The sequence below is a fragment of the Janibacter sp. GS2 genome (assembly GCF_051200835.1).
Classification (GTDB): Bacteria; Actinomycetota; Actinomycetes; order Actinomycetales; family Dermatophilaceae; genus Janibacter.
In genome coordinates, this window is sequence record NZ_CP195161.1 from 719,032 (window position 1) to 745,521 (window position 26,490).

The following is a 26,490-nucleotide window of genomic DNA, read 5'->3' on the forward strand; positions in this document are numbered from 1 at the left end:
GCGCCAACTCCACAGGCCTCGCTCCGGACGGACGAGCACAGGAGTGCACCTGAGGGATCACGTCTGCTCGCGCAGGTACCGCCCGAAGTGCGGGACCGTGAAGGCGATCCGGCCGCGCTCACCGGAGTAGATCAGGCCCTTCTTCAGCAGTGCATCGCGCGCGGGGGAGAGGGACTGGGGCTTCTTGGCGAGCACGGTCGCCACCTCGGAGGTCAGCACCGACTCGATGTCGTCGAGCTGCTCCACCCCCTTCGCTGCGATGTCGGCGGCGACGTCGGCCATGGCCCGCAGGTACTCCCGCTCGCCCGGTGTCGCCCGCTCGTACCGCGAGCCGAAGAAGCCCACCGCGAGCTCCGACTCCGCCAGCGGTGCGGCGACCCTCACGTCCTCGGCCCGGATCGGGGACTGTGGCGCGAGGTCCCAGACCTCCTTGCCGTAGGCCTGGATGAAGTACGGGTACCCGCCCGTGGCGGCGTACATGGCATCGAGCGCGGCCTGCTCGAACTCGGCCATCTCGTCCGCGGCCGGGGCGATGAGGGCCTGGTCGGCCTCCGCCCGCGCGAGCCGGTCGATCCGCTGGAACCGGAAGAGCCGCTCGCTGTAGGACTTGCTCGCCGACAGCACCGCCGGCAGGTGCGGCAGACCGGCGCCGACGACGATGAGCGGGGACCCGGCCTGGCTCATCTCGTGGCAGGCGGCACAGATCGCGGACACGTCCTCCGGCCCGAGGTCCTGCATCTCGTCGATGAAGACCCCCACGCCGCGACCGAGGTCCGCCGCGAGGCCGCCGACATCGGTGAAGAGCTCGACGAGGTCGATCTCGATGTCACCGGAGTCCGCCCGACCCTTGACCGCCGGGGCGTCGATCCCCGGGTTCCACACCTCGCGCAGCTTCGTCCCCGGCTTGGCGTCGCGCTGGGCGAAGGACTTGATCACGCCGAGCACGTGGGCGACCTCGTCCTCCTGGGTGTGCCCGAGCTCGCGCACCGCCTGGTGCAGCGCGCTGGCGAGGGGGCGGCGCAAACCCTGGTCGGGGCGGGCCTCGAGCTTGCCGGTACCCCACTTCGCCCGCACCGCCGCCGAGCGCAGCTGGTTGAGCAGCACCGTCTTGCCGACACCACGCAGCCCGGTGAGGACGAGGGAGCGCTCGGGGCGGCCGGAGACGATGCGCTTGAGCACGACGTCGAAGCGCGCCAGCTGCTCGTCGCGCCCCGCCAGCTCGGGAGGGCGCTGACCGGCGCCGGGGGCATAGGGGTTCGTGATCGGATCCACGATGGCACCGTATCCGGGTTTCTAGCCGGATCCGGATATTGAGGCAGACACGGCGATCGGCGCGTCGTCGGCCCACCCCTTCCGGCCGGTGGACCGCATCCAGCGCCCGGCGAAGGGGGTGAGAGACTGGTCACATGCCCGCCGCTACTCCCTCCTCGTACTCCATCACCATCCGCCTGCACACCTCACCGGACTATGCGGTCGTGGGGCGTGTGGCCACCGCCATCGCCGAGCAGGGCGGCATCGTCACCGCCATCGACATCGCCGACTCGCGGCACGACAGCCTGGTCGTCGACGCGACGTGCTCCGGCTTCAACCTCGACCACACCGACGACCTCGTCGCGGCGGTCGAGGCGATCGAGGGAGTGAAGGTGCACAAGGTCTCCGACCGCACCTTCCTGCTCCACCTCGGCGGCAAGATCGAGGTCCGCTCCAAGGTCTCGCTGCGCACCCGCGACGACCTCTCGATGGCGTACACGCCCGGCGTGGGACGCGTCTCCACCGCGATCGCGAAGAACCCCGAGGACGCCCGGCGCCTGACGGTCAAGGGCAACAGCGTCGCCGTCGTCACCGACGGCTCGGCCGTGCTCGGTCTGGGCAACATCGGGCCCGAGGCCGCGATGCCCGTGATGGAGGGCAAGGCCGCGCTGTTCAAGCAGTTCGCCAACATCGACGCCTGGCCGATCTGCCTCGCCTCCCAGGACACCGACGAGATCGTCAAGGCCGTGGAGATGATCGCCCCCGGGTTCGGGGGGATCAACCTCGAGGACATCGCTGCCCCGCGGTGCTTCGAGATCGAGCGCCGGCTGCGCGACAAGCTCGACATCCCCGTCTTCCACGACGACCAGCACGGCACGGCCATCGTCGTCCTCGCGGCCCTGCGCAATGCCCTCCGCGTCGTCGGCAAGTGGCTCGAGGAGTCGCGGATCGTCGTCGCCGGGGGCGGCGCCGCCGGCTCGGCCATCGTCACGCTGCTGCTCGCCGCCGGCGCCAACGACGTCGTCGTCTACGACCGCGAGGGCCTGCTCTCCGCGGACGACGAGCGCCTCTCCGGTGCCAAGCTCGAGCTCGCCCAGCGCACCAACCCCCGCCGGGTCCGCGGCGACCTGCCGGACGGACTGGAGGGCGCGGACGTCTTCATCGGCGTCTCCGCGCCGAACCTGCTCAAGGCTGAGTGGATCCGCGACCACATGAGCGAGGACCCGATCGTCTTCGCCCTGGCCAACCCGGACCCGGAGATCGACCCGGCCGAGGCCGCCCAGTACGCCAAGGTCGTCGCCTCCGGTCGCAGCGACTACCCCAACCAGATCAACAACGTCCTCGCCTTCCCCGGGGTCTTCCGCGGCCTGCTCGACGCCCACGCGGAGGACATCACCGTGGCCATGCTCATCCGGGCGGCGGATGCCATCGCCGGGGTCGTCAAGGACGAGGAGATCAACCCCTCCTACATCATCCCGAGCGTCTTCCACGCCGATGTCGCCGACGCCGTGGCCGTCGCGATCGCCGGTGAGGGCAAGACCTCCGCCGGGGCGACCGGGCCGATCCAGGTCGGCTCCCGCGCGACTGCTGCGCCGATCGACGAGACCGGGACCCTGCCTCGCGTGCGCTGAGGGTCCCCCTTCGTCCTCGCGCGGTCGGTGCGGCAGGCTTGAGCGCGTGAAGCCGCCACGCACCTACCGCAAGGACACCTCCGCCGCCCCCCGCGGGTACTCCTCCTGGGAGGCCGCGGGACTGCTGTGGCTCGCCGAGGTCGAGGGCGGCGCCTCCGTCGCCGAGCTGCAGGACGTCGACGTCGACCACATCGACCTGCTCCAGTACGACCCGGCGCCCTCGACCAATGTCCAGGCGGACGAGTTCGGCGTCGCGCTCGCGCGGACCCACGCGGCCGGTGCGCCGGCCTTCGGTGCCCCGCCGGCACGCTGGAGCAGCCACGGCTTCGTCGGGCCGGCGGACTCGCCGCTGCCCATGCCCCTGGAGCCGAGTGCGACCTGGGGTGCCCTCTACGCCGAGCAGCGCATCCGCCACCTGTTGCGCATCGGCCAGGGCAACGGGCTGTGGGCCCAGGAGGGCGACGCCTTCGAGCGGGTCGCTGCCCGACTCGAGTCCGGTGAGTTCGACGACGGGCGCCCGCCCGCCCGGATCCACGGTGACCTGTGGGCCGGCAACATCCTGTGGACCCGCGCGGGAGCCGTCCTCATCGACCCGGCCGCGCACGGTGGCCACGCCGAGACCGACCTGGCGATGCTGCTCCTCTTCACCGCGCCGCACATCGCCCGGATCATCGCCGCCTACGACGAGGCGGCTCCGCTGGCCGACGGATGGCAGGAGCGCGTCGGGCTCCACCAGCTCTTCCCCGTGATGCTCCACGCCGTGCTCTTCGGTGGCGGTTACGTCTCGCAGTCGGTGGAGATCGCCCGCTCCTACGCCTGACCACCGGGGGCGAAGGGGGGTCATCCCCCCGTCGGGTCGGGGGAGGACACGGCAGACGCCGCCCCCTTCGTCTCCCTAGGTTGGTCCTGTGACCACGCAGACGATGACTCCACCCCTGGGCAGGCTCAGCCTCCCCCGACGCTGGCTGGCGGGCTGGGGGAGCGTGCTGCTCCTCGTGACCAGCGTGGTGACCTCGACGGTGGCGATGGTCCTCGTGGTCCTGATCCTCATGGCCGTCGTGCTCATCAGCGCCGGCGGCCTGGGTCTGATCCTCCTCGTGCCGCTCGTGTGGCTCTGCGGGGTCATCGGCCACGCGGAGCGCCACCGGATCGTCGGACTGTCCGGCCGCCGGGTGGACCCGCCCGCGAAGCGTGCCCAGCCGCTGTGGCGCCGGCTGCTCATCGACCAGCACTCGTGGCGCAGCGTCGCCTACCTCTTCCTCCACTCGGTCTGGGGCGCACTCACCGGCTGGTTCACACTCGTCCTGCTCGCCCAGACGCTGCTCATGCTCGGGGCGCCCCTGCTCGGCAGCCGGATCCCGGACGACGGGATCACCCTCTTCGGGTTCGTGCCCGTCGACGGCACGATGCCGTTCGCGATCGCCTGGTCGGTCGCGCTCGTCATCCTGCTGCTCATGCCGCTGATCGCGCAGCTGCTGACCTCGGTCGACGTGATGTTCGCCCGGTGGTTGCTCGGCCGGGACGAGCGCAAGGTCGTCGAGCACCTCAGCGCCCGGGTCGACACCCTGACCGACACCCGCCGCGAGGCCGTCGACTCGGTCGAGGCCGAGCGGCGCCGGATCGAGCGCGACCTGCACGACGGACCCCAGCAGCGCCTGGTCTCGATCGCGATGACCCTCGGTATGGCCAAGCAGGCCATCGACGACGACCCCGCGTCCGCCGCGGACCTCGTCGACGAGGCGCACCGCTCGGCCAAGGAGGCCATCGTCGAGATGCGGCACGTCGCCCGCGGCATCGTGCCCCCGATCCTCGCCGACCGTGGCCTCGAGGCGGCCCTGCCGGCGCTCGCGGCCCGCTCCGCCGTCCCGGTCTCCGTCGACGTGCGTGAGATCGGGCGCCTCGATCCGACGACCGAGGCGATCACCTACTTCGTCGTCAGCGAGGCCCTGACCAATGTCGCCAAGCACTCGCGGGCCGAGCACGCCGAGGTCAGGGTGACCCGTGGCGACGAACGCGTCACCGTGGTCGTCAGCGACGACGGGCGAGGGGGCGTCGACTCCAGCCGGGGCACCGGCCTGACCGGGCTGCGCCAGCGGGTCACCGCGGTCGACGGGACGCTCGACGTCGAGTCCCCGTCCGGCGGACCGACCCGCCTGACCGCCACCCTCCCCCTTCGCACCGGTAGGAGCCTGCGATGACCGACCAGACCCGCCAGCCCACGACCAGGGTCGTGCTCGCCGAGGACTCGGTCCTCCTGCGCGACGGGATCGTGCGCCTGCTCGCCTCCGCCGGCTTCGACGTCGCGGCCGCCTGCCCGGACGCGGAGACCTTCCTGGCCGCCGTCGACGAGCACCGACCCGACCTCGTCGTCGTCGACGTGCGGATGCCCCCGACCTTCACCTCCGAGGGGATCGTCGCGGCGCTGCGGGTGCGCGAGCAGCACCCCGAGACGGCGGTGATGGTCCTCAGCCAGTACGTCGAGGAGCAGTACGCCACCGAGCTCGTGGCCTCCCGCTCGAAGGGGGTCGGGTACCTCCTGAAGGACCGCGTCGCCGACACCGGCGACTTCCTCGCCGCGCTGCGCGACGTGGCCGCGGGAGGCACCGTGCTCGACCCCGAGGTCGTCACCCAGCTGCTCACCCGCGCGCGGCACGCCGACCCGCTGGCCGCGCTCACCGCGCGGGAGCGGGAGGTCCTCGACCTCATGGCCCAGGGACGGACGAACTCCGCCATCGGCAAGGAGCTCTACGTCTCCGACGGTGCCGTGGAGAAGCACGTGACCTCGATCTTCACCAAGCTCGGCCTGCCCCCGGCCGACGGCGACCACCGACGCGTGCTCGCCGTGCTCCGCTGGCTCGACCAGGAGGACTGAGACGATGACCCCCACCCCGATGACCACCCGCCCGGGCGAGCCCGACGACCCGGGCCTGCGCGACCGCTACGCCCACGATGCGTGGGTCGCGCGCGAGGCCCACCGCGTGGAGGCCGCGCGGGCCGCCGCCGAGGCCCCGGCCTCGCGCACCCCGTCCGGACCGATCCGGGTCATCGCCGCGATCGTCACGGTGGTGCTCGTCGTCGCGGCCGGGATCGCCCTCGTCGGCCCGATGCTCAAGCAGTCCGAGACGAGCGAGCAGGCCCTACCGGCCGTGACGGCGCTCGAGCTGTCCGGGCACGTGGGCGAGGTGCGGATCCGGGCCGCCGAGCCCGGTGAGGCGCCGAAGGCCGTCACGACCAGCACCTGGGGACTGTGGCGTCCGTCCACCTCCGTGGGCACGAGGGACGGTGTGGCGCAGCTGAAGTCGAGTTGCTCCGCCCGGGCGGTCGGCGCGATCTGCAGCACCGACTGGCTCGTCGTCGTGCCCGCCGGGACCGACGTGAGCGTCGAGAGCGGTGTCGGCTCGATCGACGTCGAGGAGGTCTCCGGCGACATCGATGTCGAGGCCGGGGTCGGGGAGGTCTCGATCACCGGGGCCGCGAGCGACCGGGTGAGCGTCGAGATGGGCGTCGGTGAGGTGGTCTACGAGGCCGTCGAGCCGCCCCGCGCGGTGGACCTCACCCTCGGCGTCGGCGACGTCCGGGTCGGGGTGCCGTCCTCGGTCGGCTACCGCGTCGACACGACCGGCGCCTCGGAGGCACGCAACACCATCGGCCACGACCCCGCGTCGGAGCGGAGCATCCGCGTCGAGGCCGGGGTGGGCTCGGTCTCGATCGACCCGAGCTGAGGGTGGCCCGCTACTTGAGGAACTTGCTCGTGCGGCGGTCGGCGAGGGGCTTGCCGCCGGTCTGGCAGGTGGCGCAGTACTGCAGCGAGGAGTCGGCGAAGCTCACCTCGCGCACGACGTCACCGCAGACCGGGCACTCCTCACCGGTGCGTCCGTGGACCCGCATCCCGGCGCGCTTGGCGTCCTTCAGCTGCGCGGCGGGCTTCCCCGAGGCGGTCTCCACGGCCCGCTGCAGGGTCGTGCGCAGGGCCTCGTAGAGGGCGTCCACCTCGGTGTCGGTGAGCCGCGCGGCGAGGGCGAAGGGGGAGAGCCGCGCCACGTGCAGGATCTCGTCGGAGTAGGCATTGCCCACCCCGGCGATGATGCTCTGGTCGCGCAGCACCCCCTTGACCTGGGCGGAGCGCTCGGCGAGCAGCTCGCCGAAGACCGCGCGGGTGAAGTCGTCCGAGAGCGGGTCCGGGCCGAGCCGGGCGACCCCGGGGACCTCCGCGAGGTCACGCACGAGGTAGGCGGCAAGGCTCTTCTTCGTCCCCGCCTCCGTGAGGACGAAGCCCGAGCCGTCGGACAGGCGCAGCCGCAGCGCGATGGGGGACTTGCCCGGTCGCAGCATCGTGCGGGGCAGCTCCTCGCTGAACCGCAGCCACCCGGCGCGGGCGAGGTGGAACACCAGGTGCGTCCCGTCGCAGTCGATGTCGAGGAACTTGCCGTGGCGGTGCACCCCGTCGACGGGCGCCCCCTCGAGCGACTGCGGTGGTGGGTCGAAGGTCTTGAGCACCGAGAAGGAGGCCAGCTCGAGGGTCTCGACCGCGAGCCCTGCCAGGCGCTCGTCGAGGAAGTCGACGAGCGCCTGGACCTCCGGCAGCTCAGGCATCCCCGCGCTCCGGTGCCGGCATGCCCAGGGCCTGACGCATCTGCTCGAACATCGTGTAGCCGTCCTCGGCCCGGCAGACCGGCAGCTCGACACCCACGTGCTGCTCGTAGTCGTCGGTCGCGATGGGCGTGAAGTGGCTCAGCAGTTGCTCGGTGGCGGTGAGCACCCGGATCCCGATGGCGCGCACCCGGTCCGGGCGCTGCTCGGCGAACTCCCCGTACAGGCTCGGGTCGTGCTGCCCGTCGTCGCCGATGAGCACCCACCGCACCTCGGGGAGCTCACGGGCGAGCCGGTGCAGGCAGGCGCGCTTGTGGTCCTGACCCGAGCGGAACCACCCGGTGTTGGTCGGTCCCCAGTCGGTCATGAGCAGCGGACCGAGCGGATAGCCGGAGCGCCGCATGAAGCGCGTCAGCGGCGGCACCGCGTTCCACGCACCGGTGGAGACGTAGACGATCGGGGCGCCGGGGTGCTCGGAGAGCAGCGCGCGGTACATCGTCGCCATGCCCGGGACCGGGCGACGCGTCCCCTCGTGCCGGAAGAAGGTGTTGTAGGCCGCGATCATCGGCCGCGGCATCGTCGTGGTGATGATCGTGTCGTCGATGTCCGAGATGATCCCGAAGGTCTGCTCGGGGTCGACGACGAAGACGGCGGCGGTCGTGTCCGCGGCGCGCGGCGAGGAGATCTGCACGTCGTGCCAGCCCGGCTCGAGGCCGTGGCCGGTGATCGTCAGGTCGAGCACCCCGGAGCGGTCCGCGCGGGTGCGGAACTCCTGCTCGCCGATCGTCACGGTGACCGGCTCGCCGCTGGCCGGGGTGGCGAAGAAGAAGCGCCACCCCCTTCGCTCGCTGTCGGCCGTGCGCAGCTCCAGCCAGGTGGCGCGGGCATCGGCCCCGGCCGGCGCGTAGGGACGGCGGGTCATGAGGACGCGGCCGAGCACGCGGACGCGCTCGGCGCTCCCGTAACCGGTGAACGTCAGCACGCGCGTGCCCCACCCCCGTCGGCGCATGACGCCGGACACCTGACGGTGCCAGGCGTCCTCGATGATCGCGGCTGCGTGCGGTCGCGGCATGGCCCCGAGCCTAGGGGAGGATGTCCCCGTGAGTGACCATGCGAAGGGGAGCGACCGTCACCTGGACCTGGTGACGATGGGGTGCCGCTGGGTGCTGGACGTGTCCGCCCTCGAGGTGTCCGCGGCCCGGGAGATGTCCGCCCGCTGGCAGCGGTGCCGTGACCTCGCGGCCTCGACCACGGTCGTCCTCGACGAGGACCCCATGACGATCACCGCGCGGACCTCCGCCGCCGCGTACGACCTGTCGCGTGAGCTGACCCGTCGCGGCCTGACCCGGCTCACCGGCCGGGCCACCCTGCTGCACGCGGCCGCGCTCGCCGACGAGCACGGACGCTCCCTCGTGCTCGTCGCCCCCTCCGGAGGGGGCAAGTCGACCGCGGCCCGGGTGCTCGGCCAGCGCCTCGGGTACGTCTCCGACGAGTCGGTCATCCTCCTGGAGGACCACCGGATCGCGCCGCACCCGAAGCCCCCGTCGCTCGTCACCGACCCGGAGCGTCCCTTCCACAAGGAGGAGCCGTCGCCCGAGGAGATCGGGTTGGGCCCGACGCCCCCCGCGCCGTGGCTGGGCCGACTGCTCACCCTGACCCGCGATCCGCAGCTGGCCGAGCCGTCGATCGAGACGGTCGGCGTCATCGACCAGATCCTCGCCATCCTCCCCGAGACCTCGTCGACCTGGCTGCTTCCCGACGGGCTGGACCGGCTGGCCCGGGCGGCCACCGCCGGGGGCGCCCCGGCGCGACTGCGGTATGCCGAGATCGCCTCCTGCCACGACCTCGTGCTCGCCCACCTCGGGCGCGAGAGCCCGGATGCCCCGACGTGGGAGCACGTGCCGCCGGTCGGCTCGCAGCGTCTGGAGTACGTGGCGGGCGCGCTGGGCGAGGACGGCGGCGAGGGCGACGACGGCGGCGAGGCGGTCGCCGACACCGATGTGCTCGTCCGCGGTCACTGGTCGGACGCGATCGCCGCTGAGGGTGAGGTGCTCGTGCTGGCGGGGCCGCGCCCCCTTCGCCTGGCCGGTCCGGGAGCGATCCTGTGGCGTGCCGCGGTCGCGCCGGGGCGCCGCGTCGACGAGCTCGCCGCTGCCGTCGTCGCGGAGCTCGGGGAGCATCCGCAGGCACGCTCGCTCGTGCAGACCGCCGCGAGCGATCTGCTCCGCCACGGGGCGCTGCGCCGGGCGTTACCGTGAGGACATGATCCTCATCGTCGTGAAGTTCCGGACCCGACCCGAGTGGACGCAGGGGTGGCCCGAGCTCGTCCGGGAGTTCACCGAGGCGGCCCGCGCCGAGCCGGGCAACATCTTCTTCGAGTGGAGCCGCAGCATCGAGGTGGACGACGAGTGGGTCCTCGTCGAGGCCTTCCAGGACGACGCGGGCGAGGCGCACGTGACGAGCGACCACTTCGCCAAGGGACTGGAGACGATGAAGCCGGCCCTCGCCGAGACCCCGCGCATCATCAGCCGCACCGTCGAGGGCGACGGCTGGGAGGAGATGGGCGAGCTCACGGTCTGAGCGGGTGTCACCGGTTTATCGGGTGACCCGGAAGACCCCTCCTTCGCAAGAGTAAGAAACCCTTGCGAAGCCGATGATTCTCGGGTCACCCGAGAAACATCGGCGCTCCTGGCTCAGCCGCGGCGGGTCAGCCGGCGACGAAGGGGGCGACCCGGTCCTTGGGGCGGCCGATGATCGCGCGCTCGCCCTTGACGAGGACGGGACGCTGCATCAGGCGCGGGTGCTCGAGGAGCACCGCGACCACCTGGTCGACCGTTGCGACGTCCGCGTCGGTCAGGCCCTGGTCGGCGAAGAAGGAGTCGCGTCGCACGAGGTCGCTCGGCTCGTCCTCGAGCCTGCCGATGAGCTGGCGCAGGGCCGCCTCGTCGAGAGGCTCCTTGAGGTACTGGACGACCTGCGCCTGCACGCCCGCGGACTCGGCGGTCTCGAGGGCGGCGCGGGAGGTCGAGCACTTCGGGTTGTGCAGCACGGTGAGGTCGCTCATGGGCACCACCGTAGCGAGGTCACGCGGTCGTGGGTCGATGTACCTGCGGGCGTCCAGGCACTCGCGGGTACATCGACCCGGCGCCGGGATCAGGCGTCCGCGTAGTCGACGACGACGGCAGCGTGGTCGCTCACCCGCTCCGGTGCGCTGGCCGGCCGGTCGGTCCCGGCTGTCACCGCGCGCTTCGCCAGAGCGGGGGAGGCGAGCTGGTAGTCGATCCGCCAGCCGGTGTCGCGGTCGAAGGCGCCGCCCATCCACGACCACCAGGACATGGGACCGGTCTCCTCGGGGTGGACGCGGCGCACGACGTCGATGAGCGTGCGGGGGGAGGTGATCGAGGAGAACCACTCGCGCTCCTCGGGCAGGAAACCCTCGGATCTGCGGTTGGCGCGCCAGTTCGTCAGGTCCTGCTCGCTGTGGGCGACGTTGAGGTCGCCGAGGAGCACGAACTCCCGACCGGCCGCCCCGGCCGCCTTGCGGGAGCGGTCGAGCTGCCGGGCGAAGGCGGCGAGGAAGCCCATCTTCCGCTCGTACTTCGCCCCGCCGTCCGGCTCCTCGCGCCCGCCGGACTTCTGCAGGTGGGCGGGCAGGCCTCCCTTCGGCAGGTACAGGGAGGCGACGGTCAGCGGCGGGGCGTCCCCGGTGCCGTCGATGTCCACCTCGACGTAGCGCCCCTCGGAGGCGAAGGGGGACAGCCCGCGGGCCATCGTCCCCGGCGGCGCGGGCTCGGTGTGGGTGTGCTCCTCGCCGGGAGCGCGCATGAGCACCTCCCCGTCCCAGGTGCGCACGGCGTCGGGACGACTGCGGGTGAGCACGGCGACGCCGTTGCGGCCGGCGAGCCGCCCCGGCGCGTAGGTGAGGTGGTGGGACCCGAAGACGCCGCTGGGGAGCTGCTCGGGCCGGCACCGCACCTCCTGCAGCGCGACGACGTCCGGGTCGCGCTCGGCGAGCCAGGACTCGAAGCCACGACGCTGGGCCGCTCGGATGCCGTTGATGTTGAAGGTGGCGACGCGCACGGGTGGGCTCGGCGGGCTCAGCCGCGGAGGGCGGCGAGGTCGTCCGGCGTCGGCTGGGCGGTGATGTCCTCGTGCTCCGGGTGTGTGCCCAGCCACGTCTTGACGTAGGAGCAGACCGGGACGATCGTCCTGCCCTCGGCGCGGGTCGCGGCGACCGCCTCATCGACGAGGATCCCGGCCAGCCCGCGGCCACCGAACTCCTCGTCGATCTCCGTGTGGAAGAACACGCGTCGCTCGCCGCGGTCGAGGAACTGCGTGAAGCCGGCCACGGCGTCGTCGGCGGTGATCTCGAAGCGGTCCGGGTCGCCTTGGCGGGTCACATGGGTGCTCATGAGACCAGCCTGCCACGGCCCGGCGACAGCCTCCCTTCGCCTGAAATGCTGGTGTGACTCGGTTCTCACCCACGGGACAGCGAGGTCGGTGGCGCCGTGCGCCGGTTACCGTGACCCGCAGACCACTGCCCGAACGACGACGGAGGCCCAGCTTGTCCGCGACCGCGCTCCACCCCCTCTTCCAGGACCATTTCGACGAGGTCATCGCCCGCAACCCCGGTGAGAAGGAGTTCCACCAGGCCGTCTACGAGGTGATGCAGTCCCTGTCCCCGATCGCCGGCCGCGTCCCCGAGTACGCCCAGTGGTCGATCCTCCAGCGGGTCTGCGAGCCGGAGCGCCAGATCATCTTCCGCGTCCCGTGGACCACCGACGACGGTGAGGTCCAGATCAACCGTGGCTTCCGCGTCGAGTTCAACTCCGCGCTCGGCCCGTACAAGGGCGGTCTGCGCTTCCACCCCAGCGTCAACCTCTCGATCATCAAGTTCCTCGGCTTCGAGCAGGTCTTCAAGAACTCCCTGACCGGCATGCCCATCGGTGGCGGGAAGGGCGGCTCCGACTTCGACCCCAAGGGCAAGTCCGACAGCGAGATCATGCGCTTCTGCCAGTCCTTCATGACCGAGCTGTACCGCCACATCGGCGAGTACACCGACGTCCCGGCGGGAGACATCGGTGTCGGTGGACGCGAGCTGGGCTACCTCTTCGGCCAGTACAAGCGCATCACCAACAGCTACGAGTCAGGTGTGCTCACCGGCAAGGGCCTGTCCTGGGGTGGCTCGCAGGTGCGCACGGAGGCCACCGGCTACGGCACGGTCTTCTTCGCGCAGGAGATGCTCAAGGAGAAGGGCGCCACGCTCGAGGGCAAGAAGGTCGTCGTCTCCGGCTCCGGAAATGTCGCGATCTACGCCGTGGAGAAGGTCCACCAGCTCGGCGGCACCGTCATCGCGGTCTCCGACTCCGGCGGGTACATCGTCGACGAGGCCGGCATCGACCTCCAGCTCCTCCAGGAGACCAAGGAGGTCGCGCGAGGTCGCCTCACCGACTACGCCGAGGCGAAGGGGGGCCCCGTCCGCCACATCAGCGACGGGAGCATCTGGGACGTCCCCTGTGACGTCGCGCTGCCCTGCGCCACGCAGAACGAGCTCTCCGAGGAGCACGGGCTCACGCTCGTGAAGAACGGTGTGGAGCTCATCGCCGAGGGCGCCAACATGCCGTGCGTCCCAACGGCGATCGACGCCTTCCGCGGGGCCGATGTCCTCTTCGCGCCGGGAAAGGCCTCCAACGCCGGAGGCGTGGCCACCTCCGCCCTGGAGATGCAGCAGAACGCCAGCCGCGACTCGTGGGGCTTCGACGAGACCGAGGCCCGGCTCGAGGACATCATGCGGGACATCCACCGCAACTGTGTCGAGACCGCCGAGGAGTTCGACCAGCCCGGTGATTACGTCATGGGCGCCAACCTCGCCGGCTACATCAAGGTCGCCGACGCGATGGTGGCGCAGGGCGTCATCTGATCCACCGCGCCCGCTACGAACTACTGCAGGCAGCACTTCGTATCGTCAGCCGTAGCTCGTACTGCTGCTGACGATACGAAGTGCGGCTGACTTCCGCCCGTGGTCAGAACAGCCGCCGCCGACCGCTACACTTGACGAAGCAGCCGCCCAGTTCTGCAGCGAGCTGCCTCTTTCTTGCACCGATGCCAATGCGCCGCGACCGCCTCGTTCGGACCGCGCCGGGCAGAACCGAAGCATCATGACTCCGTTAAGGAGCACCCCCTTCGTGACCACCACCTTCGCCGACCTCGGCGTGCCCTCCGTCCTGACCTCCGTCCTGGAGAAGGACGGGATCACCGTGCCCACACCGATCCAGGCAGCGACGCTGCCGGACTCCCTCGCCGGGCGCGACATCCTCGGCCGCGGGCGCACCGGGTCGGGCAAGACCTACGCCTTCGTCCTGCCGATGCTCGCCCGCCTCACGGCGAGCGGCACGCGTCGCCAGAGCAAGCGTCCCCGTGCGCTGATCCTCGCGCCGACACGCGAGCTGGCGACCCAGCTCGACGACGCGCTCACCCCCCTGGCCGCCACGGTCGGGCTCAACAGCCGCACCGTCTTCGGTGGCGTCGGCCAGAACCCGCAGGTGACCGCCATCGCGAAGGGCGTCGACATCGTCGTCGCCTGCCCCGGGCGCCTGGAGGACCTCATGCAGCAGGGCCACATCCAGCTCGACAACATCGAGGTGACCGTCCTCGACGAGGCCGACCACATGGCCGACCTCGGCTTCCTCCCGAGCGTCAAGCGGATCCTCGACAGGACCCCGCAGAACAGCCAGCGGATGCTCTTCTCGGCCACGCTCGACGGCGCGATCAACCAGATCGTCAAGCGCTACCTGCACAACCCGGTCACCCACGAGGCCGACTCGGCGCAGTCGCCGGTCTCGCAGATGACCCACCACGTGCTGCACATCCAGTCCACGCAGCACCTCCCGGTGCTCACCGACCTCGTCGCCGCCCCCGGCCGCAAGGTCGTCTTCACCCGGACCAAGCACCGCGCCAAGCGCATCGCCCGCCAGCTCAACGCGAGCGGCGTCCCGGCAGTCGAGCTGCACGGCAACCTCAGTCAGGGCGCGCGCACCCGGACGATGGAGGCCTTCCACTCCGGCGCGGCGCAGACCCTCGTCGCCACCGACATCGCGGCCCGTGGCATCCACGTCGACGACGTCTCGCTCGTCATCCACGCCGACCCGCCGGTCGAGCACAAGGCCTACCTGCACCGCTCCGGTCGCACGGCCCGCGCCGGCGCCGAGGGCACCGTGGTCACGCTCATGACCGACGAGCAGGTCCGCGACGTGCGTGACCTCACCCGCAAGGCCGGCATCAAGCCGACCACGACGAAGGTCTCCTCCGGACACGAGCTCCTCGCGCAGCTCGCTCCCGGTGAGCGTGCCTACCCCGGTGGCTTCGTCACCGCGGCACCCCAGCAGCAGGGTGGCGGCGGCAAGGGCGGCTCGCGCAACGGCGGCCGCAGCGGTCAGGGCCGTGGCGGCTCCGGCGGCCAGGGTGGACGCGGTGAGCGCGGTGGCGCCGGACGCAACCGCAACGGTGGCGGCTCCGGCGGACAGAGCCGTGCCGGCTCGGGTGGCGGCTCCCGTCGCTCCGGCGGCCAGGGCGGCTCCGGTCGCCAGGGTGGCTCGCGCGGCGGCGGCAGCGTCGTCGCCTTCTCCTCGAGCAGCTCGGGTCGCAACCGCTGACCCTCCTGCGCACTGACGATGCCCCGTACCCGAACGCGTGCGGGGCATCGTCATGAGCAGGCCCGACCGGGAGAGCCTCGCCTGACCGGGAAAACCCGAGCGGACCGGGTCGTGGCCCGGGCGCCCACGGGTTTCCCGGCCACCACGGGGTAGCCCGGCCGTCAGCGGGCGCTGCCGCTCAGCCGAAGATCGACACCGTCTGACGGCTGATCGCCACGAGCGTCCCGTCCGGCCGCCAGATCCGGGCATCGGTGTGCGCGTACCCGTCCCCGGCCTGGTCGGTGTGCACGGCGTAGGCCCAGTGGGTCTCGGGCGCGGCCGCGACGTCGTCGAGGATCTCCAGCGTCCACGTCAGGCTGCTGCCCGGCGCGGGCGACGGGAGCATCTGGATGACCGCCGGCGGCCAGGCATCGGCGATGCTCACGAAGTGCCGCACGTCGAAGGTCTCCGGTGCCTCCCGGAAGCGCATCCAGCCGGTCATGTGCGAGGTGTCCGCCGCCGAGAAGGGGGGACTCCCGTCGGCCAGGCGCAGCTCGACGTGCTGGAAGAAGTCCGGCGTCGATCCCGGGATGTACGGGAAGGGCTCGAGGGTCTCGGGCGCGGCCAGCTGGGGCATCTGCACGGCAGAGGGCGGGACCGTCACGACCGATGTCCGCGGGGCCCCGAAGGTCGCGAGGGCCACCGCGACGACCGCGTCGCCCTGGTGCAAGGTCACCATCCCCTGGGTCGCGCTCGACCCGGCACGCAGGATCCGCGCGTCGGCGGTGGCCTCGCCGGGCGTGACCGGCGCAACGAAGTTCACGGTGAGACTGCGCAGCGGCGGTGCGGGCTCGGCCGTGATCCGGGCGCGCAGTGCGGAGTACATCAACCCGCCGACGAGGCCGCCGTACGTGGCCCGCCCCTGACCCCATCCCGGTTCGACGTGCACGGTGCCGGTGGCGGCCTGGTCGAGCATCTCCTGCAGGTTCATGAGCTCACCCTACAAACGGGTCTCACGCGTCGATGCGCAGCTGCTCCCGGTACCCCTCGCGATAGGTCGGGTACCGCAGCGCGAAGCCGCTCGCCCGCAGCCTGGCGTTGCGCATCCGGCGTCCGACGGGCTCGGTGACGCCCGTGGGAGTCGGTCGATCCACCCCCAACTCGTCGGCGACGAAGTCCTTGACCGCCCCTGCGGCACAGGGCTCGTCGTCGGTCCCGATGTAGAGGGGTGCCGGGTCCTCCGGTCGCGTCAGCAGGTGGACGACGGCGCCGGCCGCGTCGTCTCGGTGGATCCGATTGGTCCACCGGCCCGGGTCCTTGCTCTGGCCGGCCCTGACCTGCGCGACGAGACGACTGCCCGGGGTGCCGTAGAGCCCGCTCAGGCGCAGCACCGATCCGTGCGGCACGAGGTCGTGGAAGAGCGCCTCGGACTCCAGCAGCGCGCGTGCCCGCCCGGTCGACGGGTGCACCTCGGTCGCCTCGTCGAGGTCGCCCTCGAGGTCGCCGTAGACGCTCGTCGACGACACGAGGACCGCCCGCCGTGGCATCCCGGCCCGCAGGGCGGCGTCGACCCCCCGGCGCATCGCCTCGACGTAGGTGTGCCGGTACCCCGCCTCGTCCCGCTGGTCGGGTGCGAGGGCGACGACGAGCAGGTCGGCCGGGAGGTCGGGAAGGGCGTCTGCCGAGAGGTCGGCGGCGAGCCCCTCGATCTGCTCCGGCAGGGCGGAGACGTCGCGCCGCACGCCGGTCACGTGGTGCCCGGCGGCGGCCAGGGCGCTCCCCACCCGGGTCCCGAGGTCGCCGCACCCGAGCAGCACGGCGCGAAGGGGGGAGTGGTCCGGTGTAGTGGTCACCGGAGAATGCTCCCACGGCGCCGCCCGTCCGCACCTAGGCTGAGGGCATGACGCGACCGGACCCACTGACCGTCTGGGACGAGGCAGCGCAGGACGTGCTCGTCGTCCTGCGTGAGCTCACCCCGAAGGACCACGACCGTCCGGCCCTGCCGGGATGGAGCGTGCGCGACGTCCTCGCCCACCTCGCGCACCTCGAGTCGGACGCCGCGGGCATGCCGCAGCCGAGCGGCGGCCATGCCCACGTCGACCCGCAGCGCAACCAGCCGATGCCCTCCTCCGTCACCGAGGCCGGTGTCGCGGCTCGCCGGGTCCGGTCCGTCGCCGAGCTGGTCGAGGAGTTCGAGACCGCGTGCGCGCGCCGCCGCGAGGTGCTCGCCGACCTCGACACCAGCGACCCGAAGGCCCCCGCCCCGGGGCTCGCCGGCGACCTCGGTTGGGACCTGGGCACCTGGCTGCGCAACCGACCGATCGACCTGTGGGTGCACGAGCAGGACGTCCGCGCAGCGACCGGACGAGCGGTCGTGACGACGGGGACCGGCGCAGCCCACGTGGCGGCGGTCATGACGGCGGCCTTCCCGGCCTCCCTTCGCCGGCTGCCGGTGGGCACGGGCGTCGTCGCCCGCGTCACCGGACCGCAGGGCCGGGTCCTCGCGGCCCGGGTCGGCGAGGACGGGCGTGCCGCGCCCTTCGCTCCGGACGAAGGGGGTGACCTCGCCCTGGACATGGACGACGTCACCTGGCTGCGGCTCACCGGCGGTCGCCTCGACCCGGCACGGGCCGAGGTGCGCGTGGACGGTGACGATGAGCTCGCGGCGACGGTGCTGCGCCAGCTCAACGTCACGCCCTGACCTCGCCGCTGTCGGACCACCCCGACGCAGGCGTAGCGTGCCTGACATGGAGTATCGATACCTCGGAAACAGCGGTCTGAAGATCAGCGAGATCGCGTACGGCAACTGGCTCACCCACGGCTCGCAGGTCGAGGCCGACGCGGCGAAGGCCTGCGTGCGTGCGGCGCTCGACCACGGCATCTCGACCTTCGACACCGCGGACGTCTACGCGAACACCGCGGCGGAGAGCGTGCTCGGGGAGGCGCTCGAGGGCGAGCGGCGCGAGTCGCTGGAGATCCTGACCAAGGTGTACTGGCCGACCGGGCCCAAGGGGCACAACGACTCCGGCCTGTCCGCCAAGCACATCCGGGAGTCGATCGACGGGTCGCTCACGCGCCTGAGGACGGACTACGTCGACCTCTACCAGGCACACCGTTTCGACACCGAGACCCCGCTCGAGGAGACGATGCAGGCCTTCGCCGACGTCGTCCGCTCGGGCAAGGCCCTCTACATCGGGGTCAGCGAGTGGACCGCCGACCAGATCCGCGAGGGGCAGGCCCTGGCCCAGCAGCTCGGCATCCGCCTCGTCTCCAGTCAGCCGCAGTACTCGATGCTGTGGCGGGTCATCGAGGACGAGGTCGTGCCCACGTGCGAGGAGCTCGGCCTCTCCCAGATCGTGTGGAGCCCGATCGCCCAGGGCATCCTCACCGGCAAGTACCTCCCCGGTCAGGCGCCGCCCGCCGGGTCGCGCGCCACCCACGAGGAGGCCGGTCAGGCGATCGAGGGCCGGGTCACCAACGACGCCCTGCTCACGGCGGTCCAGGGCCTGCGCCCGATCGCCGAGGAGCTGGACCTGTCGATGGCCCAGCTCGCCGTCGCCTGGGTGCTGCAGAACGACAACGTCGCCGCCGCGATCATCGGGGCCTCCCGCCCGGAGCAGGTCGAGGAGAATGTCGTCGCCTCCGGCGTGCGGCTCGAGCCCGCCGTCCTCACGAGGATCGACGAGGCCCTCGGTGAGCACGTCGAGCGCGACCCGCAGAAGACGGCGAAGCAGGCCCCGAGGACCCGCCCGAGCTGACCCTCCCGGTCAGGCCGGGCTCGGCCTGACCCGGGTCATCGGGACTCGTAGCGCTCCAGGGCGACCTTGCGCTCCTCGGCGTGGTCGACGATCCGCCGCGGGTAGTCGTGCTCGTAGCCGTCCGCGTGCCGCCACGGCTCGTGGGCGGCCTTGCCGGGCAGGTGCGCCAGCTCGGGGACCCACCGGCGCACGTAGTCACCGTCCGGGTCGAAACGCTGGCCCTGGGTGACGGGGTTGAAGACCCGGAAGTAGGGGGCGGCGTCCGTGCCGGTCCCGGCGACCCACTGCCAGCCGTGGTTGTTCGAGGCGAGGTCCCCGTCGACGAGGTGGTCGAGGAAGTGCTGGGCACCGGTGGGCCACCACACGTGCAGGTCCTTGGTGAGGAAGCTCGCGGTCACCATGCGCACCCGGTTGTGCATCCAGCCCTCGGTGAGCAGCTGGCGCATCCCCGCGTCGACGAAGGGGTACCCGGTGCGCCCCTCGCGCCAGGCCTGCACGGCGTCCTCGGGCTCGTCGTAGGGGATCGCCAGCGGCCGCAGGTCGCGCCAGGCCGACTCGGGGTCGGCGAGCAGCACGTCCGCGTAGAACTCCCGCCACGCCAGCTCCGTGCGGTACGTCTCGACACCCGCACCGGTCCGGGCGTCGAGGTCGTCCAGCAGTTGCCGCGGGTGCAGGACCCCGAGGTGGAGGTCGGCGGACAACCGTGACGTGCCGTCCCGGTCGGGCCGGTCCCGGTCGCCGTCGTAGTCCTGCAGCGGCCCGTCGCGGAAGCGCTCCCACCGTCGTCGGGCGGCCTCCTCGCCGGCCGCGGGCAGCTCGATCGGGCACTCCCGGATCGCCCGGTCGATCATCGCCGCGACGCGGCCGTCGCTGTCCGCCTCGACCCAGCGCACCCCGCGCGGTGCCGGGAGGGCCGACGGCCACCCGTGCTCCTGCCAGGCCCGGGCGAAGGGGGTGAACACCCGGAAGGGGGTTCCCCCCTTCGTCGTGAGGGTGCCCGGATCGACCGCGTACGGGGACCCGGTCGCCACACCCTCCACCCCGGCCTCCCGGAGCGCCGCGACGACCCGGTGGTCCCGCGCCATGCCGTAGGGCTCGTTCTCACGGCTGACGTGCACCGAGTCCGCCGCGACCTCGGCGGCCACCCGGGGCACGACCTCGGCCGGGTCCCCGAGCCGCACGACCAGCCGCCCGTCCATCGACTCGTCGAGGCTGCGCAGGGTCGCGGCGAGCCAGGCGAGCTTCGCCCCGCCGGAGGGCTTCCACAGGGACGGGTCGATGACGAAGAGGGGCAGCACGTCGCCCCGGCCGGCGGCCTCGTGCAGGGCCGGATGGTCACGCAGCCGCAGGTCGCGCCGGAACCACAGGAGCGCGGTGCTCATCAGAGGCGGACGAGCATCTTGCCGGTGTTGGCCCCCTCGAGCAGGTCGATGAAGGCCTGCGGGGCGCCGTCGAGCCCGTCGCGGAAGGTCTCGTCGCCGCGCAGCCGGCCCTCGGCGAGCCACCCGGCGGCCTTCGCGCGGTACTCGGCCGCGAGCTGGGGGTACTGGCCGACGATGAAACCGCGCAGGGTCAGGCCCTTGCCGATGGCCTGGAAGAGGTTGCGCGGACCCGCGGGGGCCTCGGTGGCGTTGTACTGCGAGACCGCACCGCACAGGGCGACCCGGCCGTGCAGGCGAAGGGCGGAGATGGCCGCCTCGAGGTGGTCGCCACCGACATTGTCGAAGTACACGTCGATGCCGTCCGGGGCGACCTCACGCAGCCCCTCGGCCACGGGCTTCTCCTTGTAGTTGAAGGCCGCGTCGTAGCCGAGCTCGAGCAGGCGCTCGACCTTCTCCGCGGACCCGGCCGAGCCGACGACCCGCTCTGCGCCGAGCAGCTTCGCGATCTGACCGGCGACCTGGCCGACCGCGCCGGCCGCGCCGGAGATGAAGACGGTGTCCCCCTCGCGCATCTCGGCGACCGCGGTGAGCCCGACGTAGGCGGTCAGGCCGGGCATGCCCAGGAGGCCGAGGTAGGCGGACGCGGGGGCGATGTCGGTGTCGACGACCGTGGCCCCCTTCGCGGGGAGGACCGCGTGCTCGCGCCAGCCCAGGCCGTGCACGACGTGTGACCCGACGGCGACATCATCCGATCGCGAGGCGATGACCTCGCCGACGGCGCCACCCTCGAGCGGGGCGTCGATCTGGAACGGCGGGACATAGGACTTCACGTCGTTCATCCGGCCGCGCATGTAGGGGTCGACCGACATGACCTCGTTGCGCACGAGGACCTGACCGTCCGAGAGGTCCGGGACCTCTGCGGTCTCCAGGCGGAAGTTGTCGTTCGTCGGCGCGCCGTGCGGACGGGAGGCGAGGACGAAGTGGCGGGTGGACGTGGGAGTGGTGGTCATGTGCATCAGTCCTTGGTGACCGTGACGGTCACATCGATGTTGCCGCGGGTGGCGTTGGAGTAGGGGCAGACCTCGTGGGCCCGGTCGGCGAGCTGCTGGGCGGCGTCGCCCTCGACGTTCGGCAGGGTCACCTCGAGCTCGACCGAGAGCTGGAAGCCGCCGTCGTCGGTCGGGCCGATGTGCACCCGGGAGCCGACCGCGGAGTCGCTGGTGTCGGCCTTCGACTCCTTGGCGACGAGCTGCAGCGCGGAGTGGAAGCAGGCGGCGTACCCGACGGCGAAGAGCTGCTCGGGGTTGGTGCCCTCGCCCGAGCCGCCCATGTCCGTCGGGACGGCGAGGTCGAGGTCGAGGCGTCCGTCGGCGCTGCGGCCGTGGCCGTCGCGGCCGGCGCCGGTGGCCAGTGCCTCGGCGGTGTAGAGAGTCTTCATCGTGGTGCTCCTTCGGTGGGGTGGGTGGTGTCGCCGACGGACTCGCTGAAGCGGTGCGCGAGCCGGCGCAGGGTGGCCAGCTCGTCACTGCTCATGTCGACGGCATCGTGCAGGCGGCGCTGGATCGCGGCGACCCTGCTCTCGAGATCGCGACCGGCGTCGGTGAGGTGGATGCTCACCTGTCGCCCGTCCGCCCCCTCGCGCCGACGCTCGATGAGGCCGTTGGCCGCCAAGCGCGTGAGAAGGGGGGAGAGGGTCCCGCTGTCGAGGCGCAGGTCGGCGCCCAGGTCGGAGACGGTGCGGGCGTCGCGCTCCCAGAGGGCGAGCAGGGTGACGTACTGGGTGTAGGTCAGGCCGAGCTCGTGGAGGGAGTCGCGGTAGGCCGCTGTCGCTGCCTTCGCCGCTCCGTAGAGGGCGAAGCAGAGCTGCTGGTCGAGCTGCTGGTCCGTCTGCACCCGATGAGGATTGCACACAACTGAGTTGTGCGCAATGGGACGGGGGTGTTGGATGGACGCATGGGCACCCGACGCGTCATCGACCGCTTCGACGGACGGATCCTCGGCGCGGGGTCGAGCAGCGGGCTGCGTCTCGTCGTGGGTGACTGGCACCGCTCGCCGCTCGGGCGCTTCACCGATGTCATGGTTGCCACGACCGACGAGCGGCGCATCCTGCTGGCACCCGATGAGCGGGTGGCCGAGTACGTGACGCGGACCTACTCCTTCGACGAGGTCGTGCTCGCCCCCGTACGCGTGGCGGAGCTCGACGGCGGCGCCCGGTGGGAGGTCGACGCCGGCCCCCTCCGGGTGGGTGTGGGGATCGGGACACGCACCGGGGTCGGGAGGCTGCTGTGTGCCGTACCCGGCCCGGTCGCCCGCAGCCGGACCTTCGCGACCGTCGCCGATCCCGTCGCTCGCGTGGTCTTTCCGGGAGTGCGCACCCGCGGCAGCGCCGGTCACGGCCGCCGCGAGTACTACGGCGCCCGGGACCAGCACGCGGTGACCGACCTCGCGGGCACGTGGGACGGCGCCGACCTCGGGGAGGTCGCCGGCGTCACCCCACCGCCGCGCTTCGGGTTCAGCTCGACGCCCGAGCGCCCCTCCCTGACCCGGGTGACGACCACCGTCGTACGCCGCGTGTGAGAGCGACCCTGAGCGGGTAGGACGGGGTGTGCCCCACCGAGACCGATGCAGTCAGGAGTCATGACATGGCAGACCACAAGGACCTCGTCACCGAGATCATGAAGGACACGCGGATCGCGGTCCTCACCTACGTCGACGAGCGGGGACGCCTCGTCTCGATGCCGATGGGGACGCAGGACTTCGACGACCCCGGGGTCGTGCACTTCCTCACCCGGGCCGACGCGGACAAGATGCCCGCCATCGCGGCGCACCCCCAGGTCAACGTCGCCTACTCCTCCGACTCCGGGTGGGTCAGCCTGAGCGGGGCAGCGCAGCGCAACGACGACCAGGCCCTGCTGGAGGAGCTCTGGGACGCGTCGGCGAGCGCCTTCATGCCCGGTGGTCCCGAGGACCCGAACTGCACGGTGCTCACCGTCACCGCGGACACGGCCTCCTACTGGGAGTCCCCGGGCAAGGCCGCCCTCGTCATCGAGCTGGCGAAGGGGGTCGTCAGCGACCACCAGGCGCAGCCCGGCGACTCCGGGACCGTGTCACTGTGACCGGGTAATGTCGACGGTGTCCGAAGCTCGATCTCGAACTCTCGATGCCCGGCGGGGTACGTCAGACCTCGTCGCACGGAGGACACCATGACCACCATCTCTGCTCGCCCGGAGGCCTCGGCCCTGCTCGACCGCTTCCGCGACGTCCGCTCACGCACCGACCGGCTCACCCGGGACCTCGGACCCGAGGACCAGACACCGCAGTCGATGACCGCGGCCAGCCCGGTGAAGTGGCACCGCGCCCACACCACGTGGTTCTTCGAGGAGTTCGTCCTCGGGACGGACCCCGGGTACCGGCCGCGGGACCCGGCCTTCCGCTACCTCTTCAACAGCTACTACGAGGCCATCGGCGAGCGGCACCCACGATCCGCGCGGGGCCAGGTGACCCGGCCCGGTGTCGCCGAGGTGGCCGCCTATCGCGAGGACGTGGAGCAGCAGGTCGCGGACCGGGTCGCCGCCGGGACGCTGGACGAGGAGGCGCTCGCGCTCGTCGAGCTCGGCTGCCACCACGAGGAGCAGCACCAGGAGCTGCTCCTGACCGACCTGAAGCACCTGCTCTCCGGCAACGTCCTGCAGCCGGCGTACGTCGAGCGGCCGCTCGACCCCGACCCGACGGCCGGACCGGGCCCCCTTCGCTGGACGCACGTGCCCGGCGGGCTCACGCACGTCGGTGCCGGCGAGGAGGGCTTCACCTTCGACAATGAGCGGCCGCGCCACCGGGTGTGGCTCGAGGACGTCGAGGTGGGGTGCCGCCAGGTCACCAACGCGGAGTGGCAGGACTTCATCGCCGACGGTGCCTACGAGCGCCCGGACCTGTGGCTCTCCGACGGGTGGGCGGCGGTGCAGTCCGAGGGCTGGCGTGCGCCCGGCTACTGGCGCCACGACGAGGACGAAGGGTGGACCACCTTCACCCTGTCCGGCCGGCGGCCGGTCGTCGCGACCGAGCCGGTCTGCCACATCTCCTTCTTCGAGGCCGACGCCTTCGCGCGGTGGGCCGGTCACCGCCTGCCCACCGAGCACGAGTGGGAGGCCCACGCGTCGAGCGGCCAGGCGGCCCTGGGCGGCCTGCTCGACCCGTCCCGCTGCCACCCCGGCGTGGCTCGCGAGGTGAGCCTCGGCGATGTGTGGGAGTGGACGGCCAGCGCCTACCTGCCCTACCCGGGTTTCGAGACCGCGCCCGGCGCGGTCGGCGAGTACAACGGCAAGTTCATGAACGACCAGCACGTGCTGCGCGGGGCCTCGGCGGTCACGCCGCCGGACCACCCCCGGGTGACCTACCGCAACTTCTTCCCCGCGGACTCCCGCTGGGTCTTCGCCGGACTGCGGCTCGCGCGGTGAGCCGTGCCGAGCTCGAGGCCGACCTGCGCGCCGGCCTCTGGGGCGAAACGCCGTCCCTTCCCCCGCGCTGGTTCTACGACGAGCGGGGCAGTCGTCTCTTCGACGAGATCACCGGCCTGCCGGAGTACTACCCGACGCGCGCCGAACGCGAGATCCTGCAGCAGCGCAGCCCCGAGATCATCGAGATCACCGGCGCCCACGGCGTGGACGAGCTCGGGGCCGGGACGTCCGCGAAGACCCGGGTGCTCCTGGACGCACTCACTGCCGGAGGGCGTCGCGCGGTCTACGCGCCGCTGGACATCAGCAGCGAGGTCCTGCTGGAGACCGCGGAGGAGCTGCGCGCGGAGTACCCGACGCTCACGGTCGAGCCCGCGGTCGCCGACTTCCACCACCTCCCGCCGCTCGTCGGCGAGGCGGGGGAGCGGCTGCTGCTCTTCCTCGGGGGGACGATCGGCAACTTCACCGAGGAGGAGCGCGGCGGCTTCCTGGCGATGGTGCGGCAGGCACTCGCTCCGGGCGACCACTTCCTCCTCGGGGCGGACCTGGTCAAGGACCCGGCCCGGCTCGTGGCGGCCTATGACGATGCTGCGGGAGTGACGGCGCAGTTCGACCTCAACCTCGTCGACGTCATCAACCACACCGTCCCGGTCACCGGGCTGCACCGCGAGGACTGGGTGCACGAGGCGGCCTGGGACGAGGGGGCCTCGCGCATCGAGATGCGGCTGCGGGCGGTGCGCGACATCGACGCGGACTTCACGGGCATCGGCCGTCGCTGGCGCCTGGCGAAGGGGGAGTACCTGCGCACCGAGATCTCCCGCAAGTTCCGGCTGGAGGGGCTGCGCACCGAGCTGGCAGGCCACGGGCTGGAGCCGGTCACCAGCTGGACCGACGAGGCAGGCGACTTCTCGCTGACCCTCGCCCGCGCGAGCGAGGACCTCAGGGAGCCCAGGGCCTGAGGAGTTCCGTCAGGGGCTCGGTGAGCGCCGCCTGGAGCAGCGGTCCGAAGGTGATGCGCTGCACCCCCAGCTCGCGCAGCTCGGCCAGCGAGCCTGACGGCGCCCCGTCGACAGGGTGGGCGGTGACGTTGACCGGGATGGACAGGGCGGCCTGCAACGCCCGCAGTGATGCCGCGTCGGGGACCTTCACCGGGTAGGCGCTGCGGGCGCCGGCCGCCTCGCAGGCGGTCATGCGGGTGATGGCCTCCGCGAGCGGGTCGGTGAACCGGGACGTGCCGTGCAGCAGCGCGTCGGTGCGGGCGTTGATGACGAGCTCGACGCCCGCGTCGTCCGAGGCCTGGCGCAGGGCCGCGATGTAGTCGGCGTGCTCGGCGACCTCGCGCACCCTCCCTTCGGAGTGCACGGTGTCCTCGACGTTGATCCCGACGGCACCCGCTTCGAGTACCCGCTCGACGAGCTCGCCGGCGGGCGTGTCATAGCCGGACTCGACATCGGCGCTGACCGGGAGATCAACCGCGGAGCAGATCCGGCGGATGCCGTCGAGCGACTCATCGAGGCTCATGTCCTCGCCGTCACCCTGCCCGCGGGAGTTTGCGAGTGGGTGGCTGCCGATGCTCAGGGCGGCGAAGCCGGCGTCCGCGGCCACCCCCGCCGACCAGGCATCCCAGACGGTCGGGAGGACGAGGGTCTGACCCGAGTGGTGGAGTCGAAGGAGTTCGCTGGCCCTGCTCTGCACGGTGCCCATCCGCCCAGCCTCGCAAGCCGTGCCCGATGCGGCAAGGGCCCTCCCCCCTGAGCGGGTCGATGTCCGACGGAGCCCCTGGGCGCACTCTCGAA

General features: G+C 72.1%; 28 protein-coding genes. 15 read left to right on the top strand and 13 right to left on the bottom strand.

The features are described from left to right. Positions 1–57: 57 nt before the first annotated feature. The gene (locus ACR9E9_RS03545) at positions 58–1,272 is read right to left on the bottom strand and encodes an ATP-binding protein (RefSeq protein WP_435201752.1); all 1,215 of its coding nucleotides are present in this window, start codon (positions 1,270–1,272) and stop codon (positions 58–60) included. A gap of 134 nt (positions 1,273–1,406) precedes the next feature. Between ACR9E9_RS03545 and ACR9E9_RS03550 the strand changes: the two genes are divergently transcribed. The 5 genes from ACR9E9_RS03550 (at position 1,407) to ACR9E9_RS03570 (ending at position 6,604) form a co-directional block, all read left to right on the top strand. Next, positions 1,407–2,882 (top strand): NAD-dependent malic enzyme, encoded by a 1,476-nt coding sequence (locus tag ACR9E9_RS03550; protein WP_435201754.1) that lies wholly within the window; start codon positions 1,407–1,409, stop codon positions 2,880–2,882. Between the two features lie 46 nt (positions 2,883–2,928). Continuing rightward, the gene (locus ACR9E9_RS03555; RefSeq protein WP_435201755.1) at positions 2,929–3,702 is read left to right on the top strand and encodes a fructosamine kinase family protein; all 774 of its coding nucleotides are present in this window, start codon (positions 2,929–2,931) and stop codon (positions 3,700–3,702) included. An 88-nt stretch (positions 3,703–3,790) separates the two neighbouring features. Further along, complete coding sequence (locus ACR9E9_RS03560) at positions 3,791–5,080, top strand: sensor histidine kinase (protein WP_435201757.1); 1,290 nt, start codon at positions 3,791–3,793, stop codon at positions 5,078–5,080. After that, on the top strand, positions 5,077–5,754 hold the full coding sequence (locus ACR9E9_RS03565) for a response regulator (RefSeq protein WP_435201759.1): 678 nt from the start codon (positions 5,077–5,079) through the stop codon (positions 5,752–5,754). The genes ACR9E9_RS03560 and ACR9E9_RS03565 overlap by 4 nt, the downstream gene beginning before the upstream one ends. Before the next feature lie 4 nt (positions 5,755–5,758). Beyond that, a complete protein-coding gene (locus tag ACR9E9_RS03570) occupies positions 5,759–6,604 on the top strand; it encodes a hypothetical protein (protein ID WP_435201761.1) in 846 nt (281 codons plus the stop codon). Between the two features lie 10 nt (positions 6,605–6,614). Here the strand turns inward: ACR9E9_RS03570 and ACR9E9_RS03575 are convergent, their stop codons facing one another. Further along, positions 6,615–7,475 (bottom strand): Fpg/Nei family DNA glycosylase, encoded by an 861-nt coding sequence (locus ACR9E9_RS03575; protein WP_435201763.1) that lies wholly within the window; start codon positions 7,473–7,475, stop codon positions 6,615–6,617. Continuing rightward, on the bottom strand, positions 7,468–8,544 hold the full coding sequence (locus tag ACR9E9_RS03580; RefSeq protein ID WP_435201765.1) for an App1 family protein: 1,077 nt from the start codon (positions 8,542–8,544) through the stop codon (positions 7,468–7,470). Before ACR9E9_RS03580 ends, ACR9E9_RS03575 begins: the two co-directional genes overlap by 8 nt. 28 nt (positions 8,545–8,572) lie before the next feature. Between ACR9E9_RS03580 and ACR9E9_RS03585 the strand changes: the two genes are divergently transcribed. Both ACR9E9_RS03585 and ACR9E9_RS03590 read left to right on the top strand, forming a co-directional pair. Continuing rightward, complete coding sequence (locus ACR9E9_RS03585; RefSeq protein ID WP_435201767.1) at positions 8,573–9,730, top strand: hypothetical protein; 1,158 nt, start codon at positions 8,573–8,575, stop codon at positions 9,728–9,730. A gap of 4 nt (positions 9,731–9,734) precedes the next feature. Beyond that, positions 9,735–10,052 (top strand): putative quinol monooxygenase, encoded by a 318-nt coding sequence (locus ACR9E9_RS03590; protein WP_435201769.1) that lies wholly within the window; start codon positions 9,735–9,737, stop codon positions 10,050–10,052. 127 nt (positions 10,053–10,179) lie between these two features. On the opposite strand, the gene ACR9E9_RS03595 is transcribed toward ACR9E9_RS03590, so the two are convergent. The 3 genes from ACR9E9_RS03595 to ACR9E9_RS03605 all read right to left on the bottom strand — a co-directional run bounded on the left by ACR9E9_RS03595 (position 10,180) and on the right by ACR9E9_RS03605 (position 11,884). Then, on the bottom strand, positions 10,180–10,536 hold the full coding sequence (locus ACR9E9_RS03595; protein WP_435201771.1) for an ArsC/Spx/MgsR family protein: 357 nt from the start codon (positions 10,534–10,536) through the stop codon (positions 10,180–10,182). Between the two features lie 89 nt (positions 10,537–10,625). Beyond that, positions 10,626–11,552: an exodeoxyribonuclease III gene (locus tag ACR9E9_RS03600; protein ID WP_435201773.1), complete on the bottom strand. Its 927-nt coding sequence runs from the start codon at positions 11,550–11,552 to the stop codon at positions 10,626–10,628. A 17-nt stretch (positions 11,553–11,569) separates the two neighbouring features. Continuing rightward, positions 11,570–11,884 carry a GNAT family N-acetyltransferase gene (locus ACR9E9_RS03605; RefSeq protein WP_435201775.1) on the bottom strand — a complete coding sequence of 105 codons (315 nt, stop codon included), beginning with the start codon at positions 11,882–11,884 and terminating at the stop codon, positions 11,570–11,572. Positions 11,885–12,036: 152 nt separating this feature from the next. On the opposite strand from ACR9E9_RS03605, the gene gdhA reads away from it, so the two are divergent. Continuing rightward, entirely contained in the window at positions 12,037–13,392 is a 1,356-nt protein-coding gene (gdhA, locus tag ACR9E9_RS03610; protein WP_435201776.1) for an NADP-specific glutamate dehydrogenase, read from the top strand. Between the two features lie 238 nt (positions 13,393–13,630). Further along, positions 13,631–15,124, top strand: a complete 1,494-nt coding sequence (locus ACR9E9_RS03615) for a DEAD/DEAH box helicase (protein ID WP_435201778.1) — start codon at positions 13,631–13,633, stop codon at positions 15,122–15,124. Positions 15,125–15,302: 178 nt separating this feature from the next. Here ACR9E9_RS03615 and ACR9E9_RS03620 read toward each other — a convergent pair whose 3' ends face one another. Further along, on the bottom strand, positions 15,303–16,094 hold the full coding sequence (locus tag ACR9E9_RS03620; protein WP_435201780.1) for an acyl-CoA thioesterase: 792 nt from the start codon (positions 16,092–16,094) through the stop codon (positions 15,303–15,305). 22 nt (positions 16,095–16,116) lie between these two features. Then, a complete protein-coding gene (locus ACR9E9_RS03625; protein ID WP_435201782.1) occupies positions 16,117–16,956 on the bottom strand; it encodes an NAD(P)H-binding protein in 840 nt (279 codons plus the stop codon). 47 nt (positions 16,957–17,003) lie between these two features. Between ACR9E9_RS03625 and ACR9E9_RS03630 the strand changes: the two genes are divergently transcribed. Next, the gene (locus ACR9E9_RS03630; RefSeq protein WP_435201784.1) at positions 17,004–17,804 is read left to right on the top strand and encodes a maleylpyruvate isomerase family mycothiol-dependent enzyme; all 801 of its coding nucleotides are present in this window, start codon (positions 17,004–17,006) and stop codon (positions 17,802–17,804) included. A gap of 46 nt (positions 17,805–17,850) precedes the next feature. Continuing rightward, a complete protein-coding gene (locus ACR9E9_RS03635) occupies positions 17,851–18,861 on the top strand; it encodes an aldo/keto reductase family protein (protein ID WP_435201786.1) in 1,011 nt (336 codons plus the stop codon). 35 nt (positions 18,862–18,896) lie between these two features. Here the strand turns inward: ACR9E9_RS03635 and ACR9E9_RS03640 are convergent, their stop codons facing one another. Genes ACR9E9_RS03640 through ACR9E9_RS03655 form a run of 4 tightly spaced genes read right to left on the bottom strand, consistent with a single transcriptional unit; the run spans position 18,897 to position 22,136 of the window. Then, on the bottom strand, positions 18,897–20,243 hold the full coding sequence (locus tag ACR9E9_RS03640) for a cryptochrome/photolyase family protein (RefSeq protein WP_435201788.1): 1,347 nt from the start codon (positions 20,241–20,243) through the stop codon (positions 18,897–18,899). Next, a complete protein-coding gene (locus ACR9E9_RS03645) occupies positions 20,243–21,253 on the bottom strand; it encodes an NADP-dependent oxidoreductase (protein WP_435201790.1) in 1,011 nt (336 codons plus the stop codon). The genes ACR9E9_RS03640 and ACR9E9_RS03645 overlap by 1 nt, the downstream gene beginning before the upstream one ends. A gap of 5 nt (positions 21,254–21,258) precedes the next feature. Continuing rightward, the gene (locus ACR9E9_RS03650) at positions 21,259–21,681 is read right to left on the bottom strand and encodes an organic hydroperoxide resistance protein (RefSeq protein ID WP_435201792.1); all 423 of its coding nucleotides are present in this window, start codon (positions 21,679–21,681) and stop codon (positions 21,259–21,261) included. Then, positions 21,678–22,136 carry a MarR family winged helix-turn-helix transcriptional regulator gene (locus tag ACR9E9_RS03655; RefSeq protein ID WP_435201794.1) on the bottom strand — a complete coding sequence of 153 codons (459 nt, stop codon included), beginning with the start codon at positions 22,134–22,136 and terminating at the stop codon, positions 21,678–21,680. Before ACR9E9_RS03655 ends, ACR9E9_RS03650 begins: the two co-directional genes overlap by 4 nt. A 60-nt stretch (positions 22,137–22,196) precedes the next feature. Here ACR9E9_RS03655 and ACR9E9_RS03660 point away from each other — a divergent pair, with 60 nt between their 5' ends. The 4 genes from ACR9E9_RS03660 (at position 22,197) to egtD (ending at position 25,653) form a co-directional block, all read left to right on the top strand. Further along, a complete protein-coding gene (locus tag ACR9E9_RS03660) occupies positions 22,197–22,820 on the top strand; it encodes a hypothetical protein (protein ID WP_435201796.1) in 624 nt (207 codons plus the stop codon). 65 nt (positions 22,821–22,885) lie between these two features. Further along, positions 22,886–23,359 carry a pyridoxamine 5'-phosphate oxidase family protein gene (locus tag ACR9E9_RS03665; protein ID WP_435201798.1) on the top strand — a complete coding sequence of 158 codons (474 nt, stop codon included), beginning with the start codon at positions 22,886–22,888 and terminating at the stop codon, positions 23,357–23,359. A gap of 87 nt (positions 23,360–23,446) precedes the next feature. After that, positions 23,447–24,697 carry an ergothioneine biosynthesis protein EgtB gene (egtB, locus tag ACR9E9_RS03670; RefSeq protein WP_435201800.1) on the top strand — a complete coding sequence of 417 codons (1,251 nt, stop codon included), beginning with the start codon at positions 23,447–23,449 and terminating at the stop codon, positions 24,695–24,697. Next, positions 24,694–25,653, top strand: a complete 960-nt coding sequence (egtD, locus tag ACR9E9_RS03675; protein WP_435201802.1) for an L-histidine N(alpha)-methyltransferase — start codon at positions 24,694–24,696, stop codon at positions 25,651–25,653. Before egtB ends, egtD begins: the two co-directional genes overlap by 4 nt. On the opposite strand, the gene ACR9E9_RS03680 is transcribed toward egtD, so the two are convergent. After that, positions 25,634–26,398, bottom strand: coding sequence for an isocitrate lyase/PEP mutase family protein (locus tag ACR9E9_RS03680; RefSeq protein ID WP_435201804.1), 765 nt, complete (start codon positions 26,396–26,398; stop codon positions 25,634–25,636). The genes egtD and ACR9E9_RS03680 overlap by 20 nt on opposite strands. Between the last annotated feature and the right edge of the window lie 92 nt (positions 26,399–26,490).

Coding starts and splice junctions, on each gene's coding strand:
- ACR9E9_RS03580 (WP_435201765.1), bottom strand. CDS start 8,544: ATGCCGCGACCGCACGCAGCCGCGATCATCGAGGACGCCTGGCACCGT.
- ACR9E9_RS03550 (WP_435201754.1), top strand. CDS start 1,407: ATGCCCGCCGCTACTCCCTCCTCGTACTCCATCACCATCCGCCTGCAC.
- ACR9E9_RS03575 (WP_435201763.1), bottom strand. CDS start 7,475: ATGCCTGAGCTGCCGGAGGTCCAGGCGCTCGTCGACTTCCTCGACGAG.
- egtB (WP_435201800.1), top strand. CDS start 23,447: ATGACCACCATCTCTGCTCGCCCGGAGGCCTCGGCCCTGCTCGACCGC.
- ACR9E9_RS03635 (WP_435201786.1), top strand. CDS start 17,851: ATGGAGTATCGATACCTCGGAAACAGCGGTCTGAAGATCAGCGAGATC.
- ACR9E9_RS03615 (WP_435201778.1), top strand. CDS start 13,631: ATGACTCCGTTAAGGAGCACCCCCTTCGTGACCACCACCTTCGCCGAC.
- ACR9E9_RS03660 (WP_435201796.1), top strand. CDS start 22,197: ATGGGCACCCGACGCGTCATCGACCGCTTCGACGGACGGATCCTCGGC.
- ACR9E9_RS03565 (WP_435201759.1), top strand. CDS start 5,077: ATGACCGACCAGACCCGCCAGCCCACGACCAGGGTCGTGCTCGCCGAG.
- ACR9E9_RS03665 (WP_435201798.1), top strand. CDS start 22,886: ATGGCAGACCACAAGGACCTCGTCACCGAGATCATGAAGGACACGCGG.
- ACR9E9_RS03630 (WP_435201784.1), top strand. CDS start 17,004: ATGACGCGACCGGACCCACTGACCGTCTGGGACGAGGCAGCGCAGGAC.
- ACR9E9_RS03605 (WP_435201775.1), bottom strand. CDS start 11,884: ATGAGCACCCATGTGACCCGCCAAGGCGACCCGGACCGCTTCGAGATC.
- ACR9E9_RS03645 (WP_435201790.1), bottom strand. CDS start 21,253: ATGACCACCACTCCCACGTCCACCCGCCACTTCGTCCTCGCCTCCCGT.
- ACR9E9_RS03680 (WP_435201804.1), bottom strand. CDS start 26,398: ATGGGCACCGTGCAGAGCAGGGCCAGCGAACTCCTTCGACTCCACCAC.
- ACR9E9_RS03595 (WP_435201771.1), bottom strand. CDS start 10,536: ATGAGCGACCTCACCGTGCTGCACAACCCGAAGTGCTCGACCTCCCGC.
- ACR9E9_RS03640 (WP_435201788.1), bottom strand. CDS start 20,243: ATGAGCACCGCGCTCCTGTGGTTCCGGCGCGACCTGCGGCTGCGTGAC.
- ACR9E9_RS03590 (WP_435201769.1), top strand. CDS start 9,735: ATGATCCTCATCGTCGTGAAGTTCCGGACCCGACCCGAGTGGACGCAG.
- ACR9E9_RS03620 (WP_435201780.1), bottom strand. CDS start 16,094: ATGAACCTGCAGGAGATGCTCGACCAGGCCGCCACCGGCACCGTGCAC.
- ACR9E9_RS03570 (WP_435201761.1), top strand. CDS start 5,759: ATGACCCCCACCCCGATGACCACCCGCCCGGGCGAGCCCGACGACCCG.
- ACR9E9_RS03650 (WP_435201792.1), bottom strand. CDS start 21,681: ATGAAGACTCTCTACACCGCCGAGGCACTGGCCACCGGCGCCGGCCGC.